This window comes from Pseudomonas sp. AMR01 (assembly GCF_041946035.1).
In the GTDB taxonomy this organism is placed as follows: domain Bacteria; phylum Pseudomonadota; class Gammaproteobacteria; order Pseudomonadales; family Pseudomonadaceae; genus Aquipseudomonas; species Aquipseudomonas antarctica_B.
In genome coordinates this window covers 22,937-42,231 of sequence record NZ_JAUTYR010000012.1, presented here as the reverse complement: position 1 = coordinate 42,231, position 19,295 = coordinate 22,937, and the positions used below count along the sequence as shown (strand labels likewise).

The following is a 19,295-nucleotide window of genomic DNA, read 5'->3' as shown; positions in this document are numbered from 1 at the left end:
GGTTAACCATGACACAGGTTCCACAAATCAGGATCCCCGCCACCTACATGCGTGGCGGCACCAGCAAGGGCGTGTTTTTTAGCCTTACGGACCTGCCCGAATCGGCGCAGGTGCCGGGCGCCGCGCGTGACGCCTTGCTGTTGCGGGTGATCGGCAGCCCCGACCCTTACGACAAGCAAATTGACGGCATGGGCGGTGCCACGTCGAGCACCAGCAAAACCGTGATCCTCGCTAAAAGCACCCGCGCCGAGCATGACGTGGACTACCTGTTCGGCCAGGTCTCCATCGACAAGCCCTTTGTGGACTGGAGCGGCAACTGCGGCAACCTGTCGGCGGCGGTCGGTTCCTTCGCCATCAGCGCCGGTTTGATCGACCCGGCGCGCGTGCCCCATAACGGCGTGGCCGTGGTGCGGGTGTGGCAGGCGAATATCGGCAAGACCATCATTGCCCACGTGCCGATCACCGACGGCGCGGTGCAGGAAACCGGTGACTTTGAACTCGACGGCGTAACCTTTCCCGCCGCCGAAGTGCAGCTGGAGTTTATGGACCCGGCGGCGGAAGAAGAGGGCGGCGGTGGTTCGATGTTCCCCACCGGCAACCTGATCGACGACCTGGAAGTCCCGGGTGTCGGCACCTTCAAGGCGACGTTGATTAACGCGGGCATTCCGACGATTTTCATCAACGCCGAAGACCTCGGCTACACCGGCACCGAGCTGCAAGGCGCCATCAACGGCGACCCCAAAGCCCTGGCGATGTTCGAGACGGTGCGGGCCTACGGCGCGTTGCGCATGGGGTTGATCAAACACCTCGATGAAGCGGCGCAGCGTCAGCACACGCCGAAGGTTGCATTTGTGGCCAAGCCTGCGGATTACGTGGCGTCCAGCGGTAAGGCGATCAAGGCCGGTGATGTGGACTTGCTGGTGCGCGCACTGTCCATGGGCAAGCTGCACCACGCCATGATGGGCACGGCGGCGGTGGCAATTGGCACGGCGGCGGCGATTTCCGGGACGTTGGTTAACCTGGCCGCGGGCGGTGTAGAGCGCAACGCGGTGCGGTTCGGGCATCCGTCCGGCACGTTGCGTGTGGGCGCCGAAGCCAGCCAGGTCAACGGCGAATGGGTGGTGAAAAAAGCCATCATGAGCCGCAGCGCGCGGGTGCTGATGGAAGGCTTCATACGCGTCCCCGGCGACGCGTTCTAACTGACCGCTCCCACGCTTTAGTAGGAGCGGGCTCTATACAGAGGGCTAATTGTGGCGAGCGGGCTTGTCCCGCGTTGGGCTGCGTAGCAGCCCCAGTCAATAAAAATGCGGTGTGTCAGACACCCGGTGGCGGCAGGTTTTGGGGCTGCTGCGCAGCCCAACGCGGGGCAAGCCCGCTCGCCACAGGGCGTTTCGACAGCCTCGTTTACATACTGCCTTCCACATCATCCAGGCTAAACGTCTCGGTATGGTCGTCATACGAAAAAATCTCCGCATACCGCCCCCACGCCACCACGCTTTCCAGGGTTTTCTGCACAAACGCTTCCGTCATCGAGTCTTCCAGTTCCTGCTCGAAGCGCACCCGTGGCGCGCGGTGCCCGCTGCGTTCCAGCAGCACGTGATGAATCCGCGCGGCCAATGGCACGTGGCAAATCAGATGCTCGGCGAACAGGGTTTTGCGTTCCTGGGTGCCGTAGTCGGCGAACAGCTTGCCCGCGTCGGTGAGGGTGATGTCGGCGCCCTTGAGTTCGGCAAAGCCCAAATGCTCGAGCATTTCTGCCACCGGGAACAGGTCATCGACCTCCAGCAAGCGCCGTTCAGCCACGGTGGGCAGGCCGGCGTGGCCGTTGTAGGGCTCGGCGGCGAGTGTTTCGATCAAACCGGCCATCAAGTTGGTGGAGACTTCCGGCAACAGGCTGCCCATTTTCAACTCGGGCAGGCCACGGCTGGCGTCGGCGCTGCGCCGGTCAGTCATCAGCGCGTAGATGTCATCAACCATCTGCCGGAACGTCGGGTCGAGGCGGTTACGCGGGTGCGCAAACGGTACCTTGATCTCGGCGACCACGCGGCCGGGGTTGGACGACAGCACCAGAATGCGGTCGCACATCAGCACCGCTTCTTCGATGTTGTGGGTCACGATCAGGATCGACTTGATCGGCAGCTGCTTGCCGCTCCACAGGTCCAGCAAGTCGGTGCGCAGGGTCTCGGCGGTGAGCACGTCCAGTGCAGAGAAAGGTTCGTCCATCAACAACAGCGTCGGGTTGACCACCAGGCCACGGGCAAAGCCCACGCGCTGGCGCATGCCGCCGGATAATTCGCGCGGGTAGGCGTTTTCAAAGCCGTCCAGGCCGATCAGGTCGATGGCCGCCAGCGCGCGCCGACGGGCTTCCTTGCGCTCGACCTGCAAGGCTTGCAGGCCGGCCTCCACGTTTTCCAGCACGGTCAGCCACGGGAACAGGGCGAAGGTCTGGAACACCATGGCCACGCCTTCGGCCGGGCCATTGAGGGGCTTGCCTTGATAACGTACATCGCCCGAAGAAGGCTGGATCAGCCCGGCGATGATGCGCAGCAGCGTGGATTTACCGGAGCCGGAGCGGCCGAGCATGCCGACAATTTCGCCTTCGTGCAGGCTCAGGTCCACGCCGCTGAGTACTTGCAGTTCTTCTTTGCCTTTGCCGAACACCCGGTTCACGTTTTTCAGCGAGTAAATTTCCGGGGTGTCGACAGTGTGTTCAGTAGAGGTAGTCATCACGGCGAGTCCCGTCAATTCAAACGAAGTTTGTTTTCAGCGATGGCGTACATCGGCCGCCAGACCGCTCGGTTGAAAGCCACCACAAAGATCGACATCACCACCACGCCCAAGGCGATTTTCGGGAAGTCGCCGGCGGCGGTGGTTTGAGCGATGTAGGCGCCCAGCCCGTGGGCGACCACGTTGTCCTGGCCCCAGGACACGTACTCGGACACGATGCTGGCGTTCCACGCGCCGCCCGAAGCGGTGATAGCGCCCGTCACGTAGTAAGGGAAAATCCCCGGCAACATCACTTTGCGCCACCACAGCCAGCCGCGAATGCGGAAGTTGGCTGCGGCTTCCTTGAAGTCATTCGGAAAGGCGCTGGCGCCCGCAATCACGTTAAACAGGATGTACCACTGAGTGCCCAGCACGATCAGCGGGCTGAGCCAGATGTCCGGATTGAGGTTGTATTGCAGGATCACGATCACAAACACCGGGAACAGCAGGTTCGCCGGGAAGGCCGCGAGGAACTGCGCCAGCGGCTGGATTTTTTCCGCCAGGCGTGGGCGCAAGCCGATCATCACGCCCAACGGCACCCAGATCAGCGAGGCGATCAGAATCAGCCCGGCCACCCGCAGCAGGGTGATCAGGCCCAGCACAAACACGTGGCCAACTTCGGTGAAGGTCACTTCGGTGCCCACGTACAGCACGATGTGATACAGCGCGTACGCGGCCATCAGCGCGATCACGGTGCCCCACACCAGATCAATCATTTTCGAGGCTGCCGGGGTTTCTGCCGGCAACGCTTTGAACGCACCGCTTCCCAAGCTGAAACGCTTGTTGCCAATGCGGCTGATGGTGCGGGTGATCGGGCGCAGAATGCGCTGCACCATGCGCGTGCGCTGAATCAGGTTCAGCAGCCAGGATTGTGGCGCGGCGCCTTGAGAAGCGGTGGTTTCCATGCGGAACTTGTCCGCCCAGGCGACCAGCGGGCGGAACAGGAACTGGTCGTACATCAAGATCACCGCGACCATGGCCAGGATCACGTAACCCACGGCGTGCAGGTCTTTCTGGGCGATGGCCAGCGCAAGGTACGAACCCACGCCCGGCAGGGTGATGGTTTTGTCACCCACGGTGATAGCTTCGGAGGCGACCACGAAAAACCAGCCGCCGGACATGCTCATCATCATGTTCCACACCAGCCCCGGCATGGCGAATGGCACGTCGAGCTTCCAGAACTTCTGCCAGCCCGAAAGGCGCAGGTTGGTCGAGACTTCCACCAGGTCGTGGGGCAGCATGCGCAGCGACTGGTAGAAGCTGAACGTCATGTTCCAGGCCTGGCTGGTGAAGATCGCAAAGATCGCCGCGAACTCGGCGCCCAGCACCCGCCCCGGAAACAACAGCAGGAAGAACGTCACGGTAAACGAGATGTAGCCCAGCACCGGCACCGATTGCAGGATGTCGAGCACCGGCACCAACAGCTTTTCAGCGCGGCGGCTTTTAGCGGCCAGCGTGCCGTACAAGAAGGTAAACACCAGCGCCGCCACCATCGCCGCGAGCATGCGCAACGTGGTGCGCATCGCGTATTCCGGCAGGTTGGCCGGGTCCAGCGAGATCACTTCACTTTGCAGCGTGGCGATAGGCGCCCAGGTTTCCCGCGCCGTCATGGAGAAAAACAGCAGAAAGCCGATGACCAGAGGCAGGGCTACCAAATCCCAACGGTTGGGCAGCAGGCGCAGAGTGGACGCTGGTAAGTAGTCACGGAATACTTTGTTCATAGGCAGCTGTTCATAGGCAGTCAGTCCTGCAGCATTCAGGGTTGCGAGGCGGTGTGGGTGTGAGCTTAGCGTTTCTACGAGCACCCACAGAGAAGGGGCGGGCGCTCTTTCTCCATGAGTCAGGGGCAGCGGATCAGGGGGCGATACGCTGTTAGCGGAATTGTACGTTTCTGAATGTTACAAACACATAAATTTGCTGTCAGTTTCCTGTACGAACAGCGAACAGCGACGGGGGTATTGGCACCTCAGTCGCTGCCGCGTCATTACTCAAACCGCAGGATCACTCGGCGGTTGTGTTTGCTCTTTTTCTCGATCTTCTCGCAGAACACCCGGCCGATTTCCTCGGTGTTGATCACATGCGTGCCGCCGCAGGGCTGGATGTCGATTCCGTTGATTTCAATCACCCGAACGGAACCCTGGATCACCGGTGGTGCAACGGCCTGAGTTCGCGTGATTTGTAGCAGGGTCGAGTACTCCGAGGCGGGCATCGACAGGGTTTTCACCGCGTGGGCCTGTTCGATCAGGGCGTTGAGGTCGCGGGTGATGGTGTCTTTGTCGAGGGTCATTTCCGGCAGGTCGAAATCCAGGCGGCCCTTGTCTGCGCTGATGCTGCACCCGGTGACTGGCGCATCAATGATCGAACACAGCAAATGCAGGCAGGTGTGCATTTTCATGTGCTGATAGCGCCGTTCCCAGTCCAGGCCCGCGTCCACCTGCACACCGGCGGTCAATTGTTCGGGGCAGTGTTCCACTTGATGCCAGATGATCGAGCGCAAAACTTGATCGCGCACGGTGCCGATCACCTCGACCCGCGTGCCATCGGCCAGGGTGAGGTGGCCGGTGTCGCCCGGCTGCCCGCCACCGGTGGGGTAGAACAGCGTGTGCTCCAGGGCGACGCCGTGCTCGCTGACGGCAATCACCCGGGCGCTGAAAGCGTTCTGGTAAGGCGCGCTGTCAAACAGCGCCAGGGTTTCCATGGTGTGCACAGACATCTTCAACCTCCGACGATCAATGGGCTGGCTTGCAACAGGTGACGCACCATTGCACTCAAGCCAGGGGGGGAGAGCAGGGTGATTTCAAATTCCGGCCCGCTGACTTTCAGGTTCAGCGGCAGGCGTGGCAGTTGCTCGCCGACATCCAGGCGCCGCAGGCGAAATTGCAGGTGGTGACGTTCCTTGACCGTGGGTTCCAGCATCAGGCCCGGTAACGGGTGAAAGTCGGCGTCCAGCACCGTGACCTTGTGGCTGGCGTTGACCTCGCCGACCACGTGCAGGCGTTCCTCCAGGGCGAAGGCGCCGAGGTAGTTGCTGTGGTCGGACTCGGTGTTTTTTTGCAACTGAATCTGGTTGACGACTTTGACTTTGGTGCCGGCCGGCACGTCCTGGGTGATGACGCAGGACGGGCTGATAAACACGTTGTCGCCGATCAGCACATAGCCCAGCACGCGGGCGCCGGAACCGACTTCGACGTTGTTGCCCAGGCGCGGGTGGCGCTTGCCGTCCGGGTTGTTGGCGATACCCCGGGCGCCGAGGGTGACGCCGCAGAGGATGTAGCAGTCGTTGCCGATCTCGCAGGTTTCGCCAATGACCGTGCCGTAGCCGTGGTCGAGCACAAAGCGTCGGCCGATGCGCGCCGCCGGGTGAATCTCGGCGCCGGAGAGGATTTTGCCCTGGTTGCTGAGCTTGAGCGCCATGCGCGAAAACACGCCGTTGATCTGATCGGGGAAATTCCACACAAGGTGCGCCAGGCGATAAAACAGCACCGCCTTGAACGAGGCGTACGACTCCAGAATCAACTCGCCGCGCCCGCGTGAGGCCGGGTCGCGGTAGGCATAGGCGATCAAGTCCTCGGCCACCGCCTGGGCGGCGTTCTGGATCAGTGGCGCCAAATGCGGTTCGAGCTGCTTCATCTGCGCAGGTGTCAGGGTCTTGATGAGATGGGTGATCAACTCATCGTGCAGCTGTTGCATGTCGATAAAGCCCCCCATGGAGGCACCCCCGCAATCTGGTCTGTTGGAGAAGTGGTTATTCGAAATTTGGCAGGTAGCTGTCGGCATTGTCGTAGACCATGGTCAGCACCACCGTTTCGGGCGGCAGTTCGGGGGCGAGTTGGGCGATGGCGACCATGTTGGCGGCAGACGACAAGCCGAGGCTGATGGCGTCTGTGCGCATGATGCGTTTCATCATGTCGATGCACGCCTGGCGCGACACCTTGAGCATGCCGTCGATCACCTCCAGGTTCAGAATGCTCGGGATCAAGCCAATCGACAGGCCCTGAATGTAATGCGGTGCGTGCCTGTTTTTCAGCAGGTCGCATTCCTCCGGTTCCACGCCCATGACACGCAGGGCTGGCCAAGTTTTTTTCAGGGTTTCGCCGATGCCGGTGATATGCCCGCCGGTGCCGATGCCGCTGACCAAATAGTCCACGCGCAAGTCACCAAAGGCGCGGAGGATTTCCGGCGCGGTGGTGTCGCGGTGGGTTTGTGGATTGGCGCCGTTGCGTTGCTGGTTGAGCATCACGAAGTTGGGGTTTTCCAGCTGTAGCTCCATGCATTTTTCGCCATGGGAGTTGTTGCCCAGGCGGCTGTCCGACAGCACCACCTTGGCGCCGTACAGGCGCAGCAGCTTCTGTTTTTCGGGGCTGTAATTGTCGGGAATCACCAGCACCACTTTGTAGCCGAGCACGTTGCCGGCCATCACAAGGCCAATGCCGGTGTTACCACCGCTGGGCTCGATGATGGTTTGCCCGGAATCACGGATCAGCACGCCGCGTCGCTCGGCGTCGAGGATCATGCCCAAGGCGATGCGCGCCTTGTGGCTGCCGCCGGGGTTGAGGGATTCAAGCTTGGCATAGACCTCGATGCCGAGGTCTTCGGAAAACTGCGCGAGGCGCACGATCGGTGTTTGGCCGATCACCTCGAGAATGGAGTTATGCAACATCAGTCAGCCCCCGGCTCAATACAACGGCATGTCGGGTTCGACGTCACGAACCCAATGTTTCATGCCGCCCTGCAGGACCTTGGTGTTGGCAAAGCCGGCGGCGAGCAAGGTGCTGGCGGCCTGTTCGGCGCGGGTGCCGGCGTAGCAGATCAGGTAGTGAGTGTTGTCGCGACTGAGGCTGTCGAGTTGCCCATCCAGCTCGGCAAGGGGGATATGCACCACGCCCGGTAATTTGCACACCTCCAGCTCGCTGGCGTCGCGCACATCCACTAGCACATCGGCGCTGCGGTGGTGTTCGAGCAGTTGTTTGAGTACGCGCGGCTTGATGTAGCGTTCCTCGGCGAGGGACGGCTGGCTCGGTACGGCATCTGCGCAGACTGCCGGTGCCAGGGTTTCACTGTGGCGCAATTCCGAGCAGCAGGGGCAGTCGGCGCGGCGCTTGAAGCGAATTTCACTGAATTTCATCGCCAGCGCATCGAAGCGCATCAAGCGGCCGGACAAGGGCTCGCCAATGCCGATCAGCAGTTTTATGGCTTCGGTGGCCTGGATCATCCCGATCACGCCCGGCAGTACGCCGATCACGCCGCCGGCGCTGCAATTGGGTGCCAGTTCAGCTGGCGGCGGTGAGGGGAACAGGCAGCGGTAGCACGGCCCACTTTTATAATTGAGGACGCTGATCTGCCCGTCGAAACGGTAGATCGCGCCGTAGACCAAGGGTTTGCCGAGTCTCACGCAGGCATCGTTGACCAGGTAGCGCGTGTCGAAATTGTCGGTGCCATCGATCACCAAATCGTAGGCGCCCACCAGTTCCAGGGCGTTGTCTGCGTTCAGGGCGGTGTCGTGGGCGTTGATCTGGATATGGCTGTTGAGGTCTTGCAGGCGCCGCTTGGCCGATTCGACCTTGGGCATGCCCAGCGTGCTGTTGCCGTGCACGATCTGGCGTTGCAGGTTGCTGCTTTCCACCACATCAAAATCCACCAGGCCCAGGGTGCCGATGCCGGCTGCCGCGAGGTACAGGCTGATGGGCGAGCCCAGGCCGCCGGTGCCGATGATCAGTACCTTGGCTTTCTTGAGGTTCAATTGGCCTTCGCGGCCTACGCCGGGCAGGGTGATGTGGCGCACATAACGCTGTACTTCCTCGTTACTGAGGGCATCCACGTCCATGCCGCCGGAAGTGGCGAGCAGCACTTCGATGTTGGCTTTTTCAGGCAACGGCTCGTCAGCGTCGATCAGTTCCTCTTCGGCAGTGAACAGGAAGTGTTCCTTGAGCTGGTTGTTCTTCTCGTGAAACAAGTGCGGGCGCAGCTGCGGGTGGTTGTTGCAGAGGTTTTCAATGACTTCGCGCAATGTCGATCCGGTGCCCTCAAGGGTGGATTCCGGCAGCTTGGCCACGCGAACCAGAATGTCTGGGAAAGAGACAGCGTTCATGGACAACTCCGTGTGCAGGTCGTTGAAAGGGTTAAGGGCGAAATGCTTGCCGTCCCAGGCAAACAGCTTTGAACCGAGGGCCTGGCCCTGGCGAACATCCACCACCAGATAGCTGACGGGGTAGATCGGCTCGCCGAGGAACAGCGCCTTGTCCTGGTCTTCGTCACTGAAATAGGCGCCGACATCCGGGTGGGAGTGGTAGATCACCACCACCGGGTTGTCAGTGCGAAACGCCTTGTTCATCAGCAAGGTGTCGGCGACCGAAAACGTGTAGCCATTGGCCGCGCTGCGCGGGTACATCTCGGGATTCTTGCGGTGCAATTCATTCTGGATGTTGCTGCCCAGGTACACACTGCCGTCGGCAAAAACAAAACCACAGCATTCCTCGGGATAGCTGCGGCTGGCGTGGGCGTAGATCTGTTCCAGGACTTTTGGGCGGAGGACGTCCATGTTTCTCTCGCGTGGCTGATGGGGTGGGAGGGTCAATTTTTCTTGGCCAGGAGTTTTTCAACCGGCAACTTGGTGATCGCAAAGCCGGCCAGCAGGATGGCCGAATACAGCATCAGGTCGCGGGAAATCGACAGGCCTTCGTACCAGGCGCCGATGATCACCGCGAACACCGGGAAGATGATGAACACGAACGACAGAATGATCGGGCTCAAGCGCTTGAGCAGCATGAAGTACACGATAAACCCGCCCACCGACGCCACCAGCCCCAGGTAGAACAGCGCGCTCCAGGAGCGCAGGGTGATGTTTTCAAAGGTCGGTGTTTCAAACCACAAACCGGCCACGAACAGCATCAGCCCGGCAATGCCGATGGGCAGGGTGTTGTAGGTAATCACACTGATGGCGGTGCCTTTTTGCTTGGTAATCACATAGCACAAGGCGTGCATGACGGCGGCGGTCAGAATTGCCAGCACCCCGAAGAATTCGGCGTGGTCCAGGTGCAGACCCTGGCTCTTGATGATCATGTAAAGGCTGCCAAAACCGATGCCGATGCCGACCACTTGGGAGAAGTAAATGCGCTCACGCAGGAACAGCGCGGAGAAAATCAGAATGAATACCGGCATGCAGCTGAACAGCAAAGCGGTGAGGCCAGAGGAGACGTGCATCTCGCCGTAGTTGAGCAGGTAGTAGGGAACGCTGAAGTAGGACAGGGTCACGAAGACAAAGAACCAGCGGCTTTCGCGCGGAAACAGGATCGGCTCGCGGCGCACCAGGGCAAAACACAGAAACAGCGGGAAGGCGATCAGGAAGCGCAGGCCCGCGGAGGTGAGCGGCGGCACGCTTTCGACGGCGATTTTGATGCCCAGCCAAGTGGTGCCCCAGCTTAGGCACACAATCAGAAACATCACGCTGGTGACCAGCCCGGCCAACCACTGTTTCTGAGTTTTTGTTTTTGTTGTGTTTTCGAGAACGGCGGACATTGGCATCGTTTATTGCTTCCCTGAGCCGGAATTGAACTCTATATTGACTGTGTATTAAGTGGTTTCATCCGGTGATTGAACCCGTAAAAACACACTATTAGGGCCAAAGATGACTGTCAAAACAAATATTGACATGGTGTCAATTATGCGTGAGGGGTTGTCCAACGGGCAGGGCGTGAAGTACAAGCGCCTGTCCGATGTCATGGAAAGGGGCATCCTTGAAGGCTTGATTGAACCGGGAAGAAAACTGCCGCCCCATCGGGTGCTTTCCGACAACCTGGGTGTGACCATTGGCACCATCAGCCGGGCTTATGGCGAATTGGAACGCCTGGGGTTGGTTGTTGCGCGGGTAGGTGACGGAACATTCGTGCGCAAACGTGGGATGGAGCGCCAGCGTGATGAAGGCTTTCGCAACGTCAGCGAGGAGCCACGCCAATACTTCGACATGAGCCGCAACATGCATATTCCTGGGCAGGAGACGGTGTTTCTCGCCCAGAGCTTCCAAACCCTGTCGACCAACGCCAAATTTCTTCAGGACATCAGCGCCTACACCCCGGACGCCGGGTTGCCGCGTTACCGCGAAGCCGGGGCGCAATGGCTGGTGCAGCGCGATTTTCATCCGATTCCCGAACAGGTCATCTGCGTCAATGGCGGCCAGCACGGGTTGCTTTGCGCAATGATGGCGCTGCTGCGCGCGGGCGACACGGTGGTCACCGAACAAATGACCTACCCGGGGCTTATTACGGCGGCGCGCATGCTCGGCGTGCGGCTGATCGGCCTGGAGATGGATGACGAAGGTGTGCTGCCGGGCGCGCTGGAAGAAGTCTGTCGAAATCACCGGGTTTCGGCGCTGTACTGCACGCCGACTATTCAGAACCCGACGACGGCGGTGCTATCGATCCCGCGCCGGGAAGCTCTGGTCAAAGTGTGTCGCGAGCACAATCTGCTGATTCTTGAAGACGAAGCCCACGGCGTGTTGGTGGAAGACCGGCCACCGCCCCTGAGTTATTTCGCTCCCGAACGTACGATTTTGATCAGCAGCCTGAGCAAGGCGGTGTCGGCCGGGTTGCGCGTGGGTTACGTGCACGCGCCGCCGGCGCTGGTCAGCCGTATTTCCGCAGCGCTGCGCTCGACCTGCTGGATGGCCACGCCGGTGACGCTGGAGCTGGCAACCCAGTGGATCGAAAACGGTACGGCGGAGTATTTGCTGCGTCAGCAGATCAACGAGATCAGCCGGCGTAAAGCGCTGGTGCGCGACCTGCTGGAGGGCCTGGAATACCGCACTCACCTCAACAGCCCGCACTTTTGGATTGAAGTGCCGGAGCCATGGCGTGCGTCGGAAATAGAGGCAGAGCTCAAGCAGAATAATTACTTGATCGCCACCGCCGAGGCGTTTGCGGTAGGACAGACGGCGGTGCCGCAGTTTATTCGGGCGAGTATTTGCAATACGTCGGGGGATGATCAGTTGTTGCGGGAGGGGTTTGATGCGCTGGCGACGGCGCTGGGGCAGGGGGGTGGGCGGTTTCATCTGTAGGCAGGTTTACCGCGTTATCGTTTATCGCAGGCAAGCCAGCTCCCACATTTGACTGCATTCCCGCGTAGGAACTCGGTCAACTGTGGGAGCGGGCTTGCTCGCGAAGGGGCCAGCCCGGGCAACACAATTACTTGAATCGACGCTCCACACCCTTCTCCACCAAAATCTTCGCCGAAATCTCTTCCACCGAAAAGTGCGTGGAATTGATGTGCGCAATGTTCTCGCGACGGAACAGATTTTCCACTTCGCGCACTTCGAACTCGCACTGGGCATAGCTGGAGTAGCGGCTGTTGGGCTTGCGCTCATTACGGATGGCGGTGAGGCGGTCCGGGTCGATGGTCAGGCCGAACAGCTTGTGCGAGTGGGCGCGCAGGGCGGCGGGCAGCGTCAGGTGTTCCATATCGTCTTCGGTCAACGGGTAGTTGGCCGCGCGGATGCCGAACTGCATGGCCATATAAAGGCAGGTTGGCGTTTTGCCGCAGCGGGACACGCCCACCAGGATCAAATCGGCCTTGTCGTAGTAGTGCGTGCGGGCGCCATCGTCGTTGTCGAGGGCAAAGTTCACCGCCTCGATACGCTCCATATAGTTGGAGTTGTGCCCAATGGAATGGGACTTTCCTACGGAATAAGACGAGTGTTCGCTCAACTCCTGTTCCAGCGGCGCCAGGAACGTGGAGAAGATGTCGATCATGAAACCATTGGAGGTCGCAAGGATCTCACGAATGTCTTGATTGACGATGGTGTCAAAAATGATCGGGCGCATGCCGTCTTTTTCGGCCGCCAGATTGATTTGTTGTACCATGGCCCGCGCTTTATCTACGCTGTCGATGTAGGGCCGCGTGAATTTGGCGAAGGTAATGTTTTCGAACTGCGCGAGCAGGCTTTGACCCAATGTTTCGGCCGTGATGCCGGTGCCGTCGGAGATAAAGAAAGCAGATCGTTTCATTTGAGCCCTGGGCCTTAAGCTGATGGCGAATCTTGGATATGATAGGCGCGATTTTGCCGTCCCGCAGTGGGCCGCATTCTCACTTATTTTCCAGGTCCAGGCCACAAACGCCGGAGAACGCTCCTACTGAGCCGCCGGCGTCCTGAGCTTTTCCAACACAGTTAGTGGAGAGATCACCTTGGTAGAGTACGTAGTTTCCCTCGATAAGCTCGGCGTCCATGATGTAGAGCACGTGGGGGGCAAGAACGCATCCCTCGGCGAGATGATCAGTAATCTTGCAGGCGCTGGTGTCTCGGTGCCCGGTGGTTTCGCCACCACGGCCCAGGCTTACCGCGATTTCCTCGAACTGAGCGGCCTCAATGCTCAGATCCACGCCGCGCTGGACGCTCTGGACGTCGATGACATCGCCGCCCTGACCAAGACCGGTGCCCAGATCCGCCAATGGATCATGGAAGCCGAGTTCCCCGAAAAGCTCAACGAAGAAATCCGTACCGCCTTCGCCACCCTGTCGGCGGGCAACCCTGACATGGCCGTCGCCGTGCGCTCCTCGGCCACCGCAGAAGACTTGCCGGACGCCTCTTTCGCCGGTCAGCAGGAAACCTTCCTTAACATCCGTGGCGTGGAAAACGTGATCCGTGCGGCCAAGGAAGTGTTTGCCTCGCTGTTCAACGATCGCGCGATTTCCTACCGCGTACACCAGGGTTTCGACCACAAGCTGGTGGCCTTGTCTGCCGGCGTGCAGCGCATGGTGCGGTCGGAAACCGGTACCGCCGGCGTGATGTTCACCCTGGACACCGAATCGGGCTTCCGTGACGTTGTGTTTATCACCGGCGCCTACGGCCTGGGCGAAACCGTCGTACAGGGCGCGGTCAACCCGGACGAATTCTACGTACACAAACACACCCTTGAAGCCGGTCGCCCGGCGATCCTGCGCCGCAACCTGGGCAGCAAGGCCATCAAGATGATCTACGGCGACGAGGCCAAGGCCGGTCGCTCGGTGAAAACCGTTGATGTGGACAAGGCCGAGCGCGCGCGTTTCTGCCTGAGCGACGCTGAAGTCAGCGAGCTGGCCAAACAAGCGATGATCATCGAAAAGCACTACAAGTGCCCGATGGACATCGAGTGGGCCAAAGACGGTGACGACGGCAAGCTGTACATCGTGCAGGCTCGCCCCGAAACCGTGAAGAGCCGCACTTCGGCCAACGTCATGGAGCGCTACCTGTTGAAAGAAACCGGCACGGTGCTGGTGGAAGGCCGTGCCATCGGCCAGCGCATTGGCGCCGGCAAGGTGCGGATCATCAAGGACGTGTCGGAAATGGACAAGGTCCAGCCAGGCGACGTGCTGGTGTCCGACATGACCGACCCGGACTGGGAACCGGTGATGAAGCGCGCCAGTGCCATCGTCACCAACCGTGGCGGGCGTACCTGCCACGCGGCGATCATCGCCCGTGAGCTGGGGATTCCAGCGGTGGTTGGTTGCGGCAATGCCACCCAGCTGTTGAAAGACGGCCAGGGTGTGACGGTTTCCTGCGCCGAAGGCGATACCGGTTTCATCTTTGAAGGCGAGCTGGGCTTCGACATCAAGCAGAACTCCGTCGACGCCATGCCCGACCTGCCGTTCAAGATCATGATGAACGTCGGCAACCCTGACCGCGCCTTTGATTTTGCGCAGTTGCCGAACGCCGGTGTGGGCCTGGCCCGACTGGAGTTCATCATCAACCGCATGATCGGCGTGCATCCAAAAGCCCTGCTGAACTACGACGGTCTGCCGCTGGAAATCAAGGAAAGCGTCGACAAGCGCATCGCCGGCTACAACGACCCGGTGGGCTTCTACGTCGAGAAGCTGGTGGAAGGCATCAGCACCCTGGCGGCGGCGTTCTATCCGAAAAAGGTCATCGTGCGGCTGTCGGACTTCAAGTCCAACGAATACGCCAACCTGATCGGCGGCAAGCTGTACGAACCGGAAGAAGAAAACCCGATGCTGGGCTTCCGTGGCGCCTCGCGTTACATCAGCGAATCGTTCCGTGACTGCTTCGAACTCGAGTGCCGCGCCCTCAAGCGCGTGCGTAACGAGATGGGCCTGACCAACGTCGAGATCATGGTGCCCTTCGTGCGTACCCTGGGCGAGGCGAGCCAAGTGGTCGACCTGTTGGCTGAAAATGGCTTGAGCCGTGGCGAGAACGGCCTGCGCGTGATCATGATGTGCGAGTTGCCGTCCAACGCGATTCTGGCCGAAGAGTTCCTCGAATTCTTCGACGGTTTCTCCATTGGCTCCAACGACCTGACCCAGCTGACCCTGGGCCTGGACCGTGACTCCGGGATCATCGCCCACCTGTTCGACGAGCGTAACCCTGCGGTCAAGAAGCTGTTGTCCAACGCCATCCAGGCCTGTAACAAGGCCGGCAAGTACATCGGCATCTGCGGCCAGGGCCCTTCCGACCACCCGGACCTGGCCCGATGGCTGATGGAGCAGGGCATCGAAAGCGTCTCGCTGAACCCCGATTCTGTGCTGGAAACCTGGTTCTTCCTGGCGGAAGGCCAAGCGCCGGCCTAAGGCCGAAACGTCAAAAGTGCCGGTCACTCGTTGAGGGTGACCGGCATTCTTATCTGTGCAGGGCGGACCTCCTTCCGGACGTCGCCCTTTTTTGTGCAAGAACATTATGCAAAGCAGCAGCAACCTGTTTCCCGTCGCCCTGATCAGCGCTGAACGTCGTGGCGACCTGAGTGAAGACGTGTACCGCCTCAAACCCGGCAACAGTCCCGACGGCACCGTCGAACTGGCCGTGACCCGCTTGGGCCGTGCCGATGTCCCGGAAAACCGGGGCACGCCGGTGATTTTGTTGCACGGTAGTTTTTCCAATCGACGCTTTTGGTATTCACCCAAGGGCATCGGGCTGGGCGCCTACCTGGCACGCCAGGGTTTTGATGTATGGATACCTGAGATGCGCGGCCACGGCCTGTCCAAGCGCAATCAAACCTACGTCAAAAATCGCGTGGCGGACTACGCGCGCTACGATTTGCCGGCGATTGGCGACTTTGTGCGTGAGCAGAGCGGGCAGGTCCCCCATTGGGTGGGCCATTCACTTGGCGCGACGACTTTGGCAGCAGCCCTCGGCGGCCAGCACCTCGGCGCGCCGTCGGTGGCGTCTGTGGCGCTGTTTGGCTGTCAGGTCAGTCGCACCCATTGGCCATTGAAAATTCCGCCGGTGGAGTGGGGCAGTCGTTTGCTGCTCAAGCGCTTTGCCCAAGTGTCTGGGCCACGGTTCAAACGTGGCCCCGAGGATGAGCCAGCCGGCGTGATGATTGAAGCTATGCGCTGGAATGGCCTGTTCGGCCGTTTTGGCGACGCTGAGCGTGACTGGTGGAAAGGCCTGGCCGAAGTCGACGTGCCGCTATTGGCAGTCAGCGCGGCCGCAGACACGCAGGATCCGGATTGGGCGTGCCGCAAGCTGTTTGAGCAAGTCGGCTCCGAACATCGCCAGTACCTGTGCCTGGGCCGCCAGCAGGGTTTTACCGGGGATTTCGGGCATGTCGAGATGTTAGTCAGTAAAGCCGCAGCGGCTGAAGTGTGGCCGCTGGTGGAACAGTGGTTGAAGGATCCGCTGACACCTTTATTTGGGGCGCAGTCCGAAGTGGCCGCCGTGCTTTGACAGAAGGCTCTGCCAAGGGCGTTTCACTCGTGCGTGGTTGCGGCTAAGATATGACGCGTTAAACGCTTCTGGTCATATTCAGTCGCGCAGTGGCTATTGCGTTGCGGCGACGCGGGTGGGATGTTCCACACCCGCATCGCCCGGCGCTTCTTTCGAAAGACACTTCTTTGACCCAAAGGAATTTTTCAATGAACCATTACGTGACCCCCGACTTGTGCGACGCCTACCCGGACCTGGTGCAGGTGCTCGAGCCGATGTTCAGCAATTTCGGCGGCCGAGATTCCTTCGGCGGCGAAATCGTCACCATTAAATGCTTCGAAGATAATTCCCTGGTCAAGGAACAGGCCGACCAGCCGGGCGCCGGCAAGGTGCTGGTAGTCGATGGCGGTGGTTCACTGCGCCGCGCGCTGCTAGGTGACATGATCGCCGAGAAAGCCGCCAAAAATGGTTGGGAAGGGCTGGTGATCTACGGCTGCATCCGTGATGTCGATGTCATCGCCCAGACCGATCTGGGGGTGCAGGCACTGGCCAGCCACCCGATGAAAACCGACAAGCGCGGGATCGGCGACTTGAACGTGGTGGTGACCTTCGCAGGCGTGACGTTCCGCCCGGGTGAATATGTTTACGCCGACAATAATGGCGTGATCGTATCGCCCAGCCCGCTGAAAATGCCTGAATAAACCGCAATAGCCGACAGGGGTGAGGATGTTCGAGGAAGAAAACGCGCAATGGGGGTTGGTGCATGCCCTGGTGCTGGACGGTAAAGGCGGTGCGCGTTCGATTGCCCGGACTGAGCTCGACGACTTGCAACTGCAGCCTCAGGAAAGCCTGTGGCTGCATTGGGATCGCAGCCATCCGCAAACCCAGACCTGGCTGCGTAAATCCAGCGGTTTGAGCGAGTTCGCCTGTGACTTGCTGCTGGAGGAAAACACCCGCCCGCGCCTGTTGCCGTTGCCGGATGCCGAATTGCTGCTGTTCCTGCGCGGGGTCAACCTCAACCCCGGTGCCGAACCGGAAGACATGGTGTCGGTACGCATCTTTGCAGCTGCCAGTCGCGTGATTTCCTTGCGCCTGCGCCCATTGCGCGCCACAGATGAGCTGCTGGTGCAGCTGGCGGAAGGCAAGGGTCCAAAAACTGCGTCTGAACTCATCCTTTATATGGCTCAGTACCTGACCAATAAAGTGCAGGATCTGGTAACTGACTTGTCCGAAATCGTCGATTCCGAAGAAGAAAAACTCGACGCCGACGAACGGTATACCCCGGAACACGGCAACGTTTTGCAGATCCGTCGGCGAGCCGCCGGTCTCAAGCGTTTTCTCGCCCCGCAGCGGGATATTTTTGCGCAACTGACGCGCATCAAATTGCCGTGGTTCTGTGACGACGATGCCGACTACTGGAACGAATTGAACAACAGCCTGACGCGCTACCTGGAAGAGCTTGAGTTGACCCGGGAGCGCGTGGGGCTGGTACTTGAGGCCGAAGACCGGCGGCTGAGCGTACGCATGAATCGCACGATGTATCGGTTCGGGATCATCACCGGGATCTTCCTGCCGATGAGCTTTTTAACAGGCCTGCTGGGTATCAATGTGGGCGGTATTCCGTTCTCCTCCAGCCCCTACGGATTCTTGATTGCCTGCCTGATGATGGTGGCTGTCGCCACCGGGCAATGGTGGCTATTTCGACGATTACGCTGGGTTTGAGCTGAATATGACCTGAACGCAGAAAGGGTCTTATGTGACCCCAGGAATTTTACCCTCGTCTTTTAATTCACTTGCGAGAGGTCTTTATGCACGATCCGTTCGAACAGTCTTTGCGTGACATGCTCAATGCTTCGCCGTCCAACCGTGACGACGACGCTTGCCTGGGTCGCGTGTTGAAAACCGCCAACCGTCAGGTTGGGGCGGGGGATTTGTTCGGCCTGCTCGGGCGTTGGGTACCGGCGTTGATGATGGCCCTGAACAATGGTTCGGCCCACGTATCACCGGTTTCCCGTCGTAAACCTCTCGCACGCACTGCTGATAAGGCTGATTGAATATGGAACTTGATCTCTGGACCCAGAGCCTGGTCACGGCGATGACCGCATTGTGGACCAAGGTGGCGAATTTCATTCCCAACCTGTTTGGTGCCCTGGTATTGGTGTTGCTGGGCTTTGTCGTGGCCAAGCTGCTCGACACGTTGCTGTCCAAATTACTCGCAAAACTCGGGCTCGATCGTTTGATGGCAGGCACTGGCCTGACCAAGCTATTGGGCCGCGCAGGCCTGCAGGTGCCGATCTCGACCCTGATCGGCAAGATCGTTTATTGGTTCGTTTTACTTATTTTTCTGGTTTCTGCGGCTCAGTCACTTGGCCTTGAGCGAGTTTCAGCTACGCTCGACATGCTGGCACTGTATTTGCCGAAAGTCTTCGGCGGCGCGCTGGTGTTGCTGGTAGGCGTTTTACTCGCGCAATTGGCCAACGGGCTGGTTCGCGGGGCAGCCGAAGGCGTGGGGCTGGACTACGCTGCGGGCTTGGGGCGAATTGCCCAGGGCCTGGTTATTATCATTAGTATTTCTGTCGCGATCAGCCAGTTGGAGGTCAAAACCGACCTGCTCAACCACGTGATTGTGATTGTTTTGATTACCGTTGGTCTGGCAGTTGCGCTGGCCATGGGGTTGGGAAGCCGGGAAATTGCCGGTCAGATTCTTGCGGGAATCTACGTGCGTGAGTTGTATCAGGTTGGGCAACAGGTGCGTGTGGGCGAGGTCGAAGGGCAAATCGAGGAGATAGGCACAGTCAAGACGACAGTGCTGACCGATGACGGTGATCTGGTATCGCTGTCCAACCGGATTCTCCTCGAGCAGCAGGTCAGTAGCCGCTAACCCGGCAAACCCTGCTAATGTACG

The 19,295-nt window shown here is 59.9% G+C and carries 16 protein-coding genes; 8 read left to right on the top strand and 8 right to left on the bottom strand.

Annotation, left to right across the window (positions count from 1 at the left end; genetic code table 11):
- The first annotated feature begins 8 nt into the window (after positions 1 to 8).
- The gene (gene prpF, locus Q7C20_RS13360; RefSeq protein WP_375067922.1) at positions 9 to 1,199 is read left to right on the top strand and encodes a 2-methylaconitate cis-trans isomerase PrpF; all 1,191 of its coding nucleotides are present in this window, start codon (positions 9 to 11) and stop codon (positions 1,197 to 1,199) included.
- A gap of 205 nt (positions 1,200 to 1,404) precedes the next feature.
- Here the strand turns inward: prpF and Q7C20_RS13355 are convergent, their stop codons facing one another.
- The 7 genes from Q7C20_RS13355 to Q7C20_RS13325 all read right to left on the bottom strand — a co-directional run bounded on the left by Q7C20_RS13355 (position 1,405) and on the right by Q7C20_RS13325 (position 10,230).
- Entirely contained in the window at positions 1,405 to 2,727 is a 1,323-nt protein-coding gene (locus tag Q7C20_RS13355) for an AAA-associated domain-containing protein (protein ID WP_375067921.1), read from the bottom strand.
- A gap of 14 nt (positions 2,728 to 2,741) precedes the next feature.
- Positions 2,742 to 4,487, bottom strand: a complete 1,746-nt coding sequence (locus Q7C20_RS13350) for an ABC transporter permease (protein ID WP_375067920.1) — start codon at positions 4,485 to 4,487, stop codon at positions 2,742 to 2,744.
- A gap of 263 nt (positions 4,488 to 4,750) precedes the next feature.
- Positions 4,751 to 5,479 carry an alanyl-tRNA editing protein gene (locus tag Q7C20_RS13345; RefSeq protein ID WP_375067918.1) on the bottom strand — a complete coding sequence of 243 codons (729 nt, stop codon included), beginning with the start codon at positions 5,477 to 5,479 and terminating at the stop codon, positions 4,751 to 4,753.
- Between the two features lie 2 nt (positions 5,480 to 5,481).
- Positions 5,482 to 6,474 (bottom strand): serine O-acetyltransferase, encoded by a 993-nt coding sequence (locus Q7C20_RS13340; RefSeq protein WP_348059903.1) that lies wholly within the window; start codon positions 6,472 to 6,474, stop codon positions 5,482 to 5,484.
- A 37-nt stretch (positions 6,475 to 6,511) separates the two neighbouring features.
- Positions 6,512 to 7,426: a PLP-dependent cysteine synthase family protein gene (locus Q7C20_RS13335; protein WP_375067916.1), complete on the bottom strand. Its 915-nt coding sequence runs from the start codon at positions 7,424 to 7,426 to the stop codon at positions 6,512 to 6,514.
- Positions 7,427 to 7,441: 15 nt separating this feature from the next.
- Entirely contained in the window at positions 7,442 to 9,304 is a 1,863-nt protein-coding gene (gene moeB, locus Q7C20_RS13330) for a molybdopterin-synthase adenylyltransferase MoeB (RefSeq protein WP_375067914.1), read from the bottom strand.
- A gap of 32 nt (positions 9,305 to 9,336) precedes the next feature.
- Positions 9,337 to 10,230: a DMT family transporter gene (locus Q7C20_RS13325; protein ID WP_375068045.1), complete on the bottom strand. Its 894-nt coding sequence runs from the start codon at positions 10,228 to 10,230 to the stop codon at positions 9,337 to 9,339.
- A 160-nt stretch (positions 10,231 to 10,390) separates the two neighbouring features.
- Here Q7C20_RS13325 and Q7C20_RS13320 point away from each other — a divergent pair, with 160 nt between their 5' ends.
- Positions 10,391 to 11,815 (top strand): PLP-dependent aminotransferase family protein, encoded by a 1,425-nt coding sequence (locus Q7C20_RS13320; RefSeq protein WP_375067913.1) that lies wholly within the window; start codon positions 10,391 to 10,393, stop codon positions 11,813 to 11,815.
- A 127-nt stretch (positions 11,816 to 11,942) separates the two neighbouring features.
- Here Q7C20_RS13320 and Q7C20_RS13315 read toward each other — a convergent pair whose 3' ends face one another.
- Entirely contained in the window at positions 11,943 to 12,761 is an 819-nt protein-coding gene (locus tag Q7C20_RS13315) for a pyruvate, water dikinase regulatory protein (protein WP_078738561.1), read from the bottom strand.
- Between the two features lie 178 nt (positions 12,762 to 12,939).
- On the opposite strand from Q7C20_RS13315, the gene ppsA reads away from it, so the two are divergent.
- From ppsA to Q7C20_RS13285, 6 genes are all read left to right on the top strand, one after another.
- The gene (gene ppsA, locus Q7C20_RS13310; protein WP_375067911.1) at positions 12,940 to 15,315 is read left to right on the top strand and encodes a phosphoenolpyruvate synthase; all 2,376 of its coding nucleotides are present in this window, start codon (positions 12,940 to 12,942) and stop codon (positions 15,313 to 15,315) included.
- 106 nt (positions 15,316 to 15,421) lie between these two features.
- On the top strand, positions 15,422 to 16,411 hold the full coding sequence (locus tag Q7C20_RS13305) for an alpha/beta fold hydrolase (protein WP_348059913.1): 990 nt from the start codon (positions 15,422 to 15,424) through the stop codon (positions 16,409 to 16,411).
- Between the two features lie 188 nt (positions 16,412 to 16,599).
- A complete protein-coding gene (gene rraA / locus Q7C20_RS13300) occupies positions 16,600 to 17,091 on the top strand; it encodes a ribonuclease E activity regulator RraA (protein WP_049711998.1) in 492 nt (163 codons plus the stop codon).
- A gap of 25 nt (positions 17,092 to 17,116) precedes the next feature.
- The gene (locus Q7C20_RS13295) at positions 17,117 to 18,112 is read left to right on the top strand and encodes a zinc transporter ZntB (protein WP_348059915.1); all 996 of its coding nucleotides are present in this window, start codon (positions 17,117 to 17,119) and stop codon (positions 18,110 to 18,112) included.
- An 86-nt stretch (positions 18,113 to 18,198) separates the two neighbouring features.
- Positions 18,199 to 18,444: a hypothetical protein gene (locus Q7C20_RS13290; protein WP_025854229.1), complete on the top strand. Its 246-nt coding sequence runs from the start codon at positions 18,199 to 18,201 to the stop codon at positions 18,442 to 18,444.
- Between the two features lie 2 nt (positions 18,445 to 18,446).
- Complete coding sequence (locus tag Q7C20_RS13285; protein ID WP_003175519.1) at positions 18,447 to 19,271, top strand: mechanosensitive ion channel domain-containing protein; 825 nt, start codon at positions 18,447 to 18,449, stop codon at positions 19,269 to 19,271.
- Positions 19,272 to 19,295 lie beyond the last annotated feature (24 nt).

What these genes read in the sequence shown, in the direction of transcription:
- Q7C20_RS13355 (WP_375067921.1), bottom strand. Translation starts at nt 2,727, where the DNA reads ATGACTACCTCTACTGAACACACTGTCGACACCCCGGAAATTTACTCG.
- Q7C20_RS13345 (WP_375067918.1), bottom strand. Translation starts at nt 5,479, where the DNA reads ATGTCTGTGCACACCATGGAAACCCTGGCGCTGTTTGACAGCGCGCCT.
- rraA (WP_049711998.1), top strand. Translation starts at nt 16,600, where the DNA reads ATGAACCATTACGTGACCCCCGACTTGTGCGACGCCTACCCGGACCTG.
- Q7C20_RS13290 (WP_025854229.1), top strand. Translation starts at nt 18,199, where the DNA reads ATGCACGATCCGTTCGAACAGTCTTTGCGTGACATGCTCAATGCTTCG.
- Q7C20_RS13335 (WP_375067916.1), bottom strand. Translation starts at nt 7,426, where the DNA reads ATGTTGCATAACTCCATTCTCGAGGTGATCGGCCAAACACCGATCGTG.
- Q7C20_RS13340 (WP_348059903.1), bottom strand. Translation starts at nt 6,474, where the DNA reads ATGGGGGGCTTTATCGACATGCAACAGCTGCACGATGAGTTGATCACC.
- Q7C20_RS13350 (WP_375067920.1), bottom strand. Translation starts at nt 4,487, where the DNA reads ATGAACAAAGTATTCCGTGACTACTTACCAGCGTCCACTCTGCGCCTG.
- Q7C20_RS13295 (WP_348059915.1), top strand. Translation starts at nt 17,117, where the DNA reads ATGTTCGAGGAAGAAAACGCGCAATGGGGGTTGGTGCATGCCCTGGTG.
- Q7C20_RS13320 (WP_375067913.1), top strand. Translation starts at nt 10,391, where the DNA reads ATGACTGTCAAAACAAATATTGACATGGTGTCAATTATGCGTGAGGGG.
- prpF (WP_375067922.1), top strand. Translation starts at nt 9, where the DNA reads ATGACACAGGTTCCACAAATCAGGATCCCCGCCACCTACATGCGTGGC.
- Q7C20_RS13315 (WP_078738561.1), bottom strand. Translation starts at nt 12,761, where the DNA reads ATGAAACGATCTGCTTTCTTTATCTCCGACGGCACCGGCATCACGGCC.
- Q7C20_RS13285 (WP_003175519.1), top strand. Translation starts at nt 18,447, where the DNA reads ATGGAACTTGATCTCTGGACCCAGAGCCTGGTCACGGCGATGACCGCA.
- Q7C20_RS13305 (WP_348059913.1), top strand. Translation starts at nt 15,422, where the DNA reads ATGCAAAGCAGCAGCAACCTGTTTCCCGTCGCCCTGATCAGCGCTGAA.
- moeB (WP_375067914.1), bottom strand. Translation starts at nt 9,304, where the DNA reads ATGGACGTCCTCCGCCCAAAAGTCCTGGAACAGATCTACGCCCACGCC.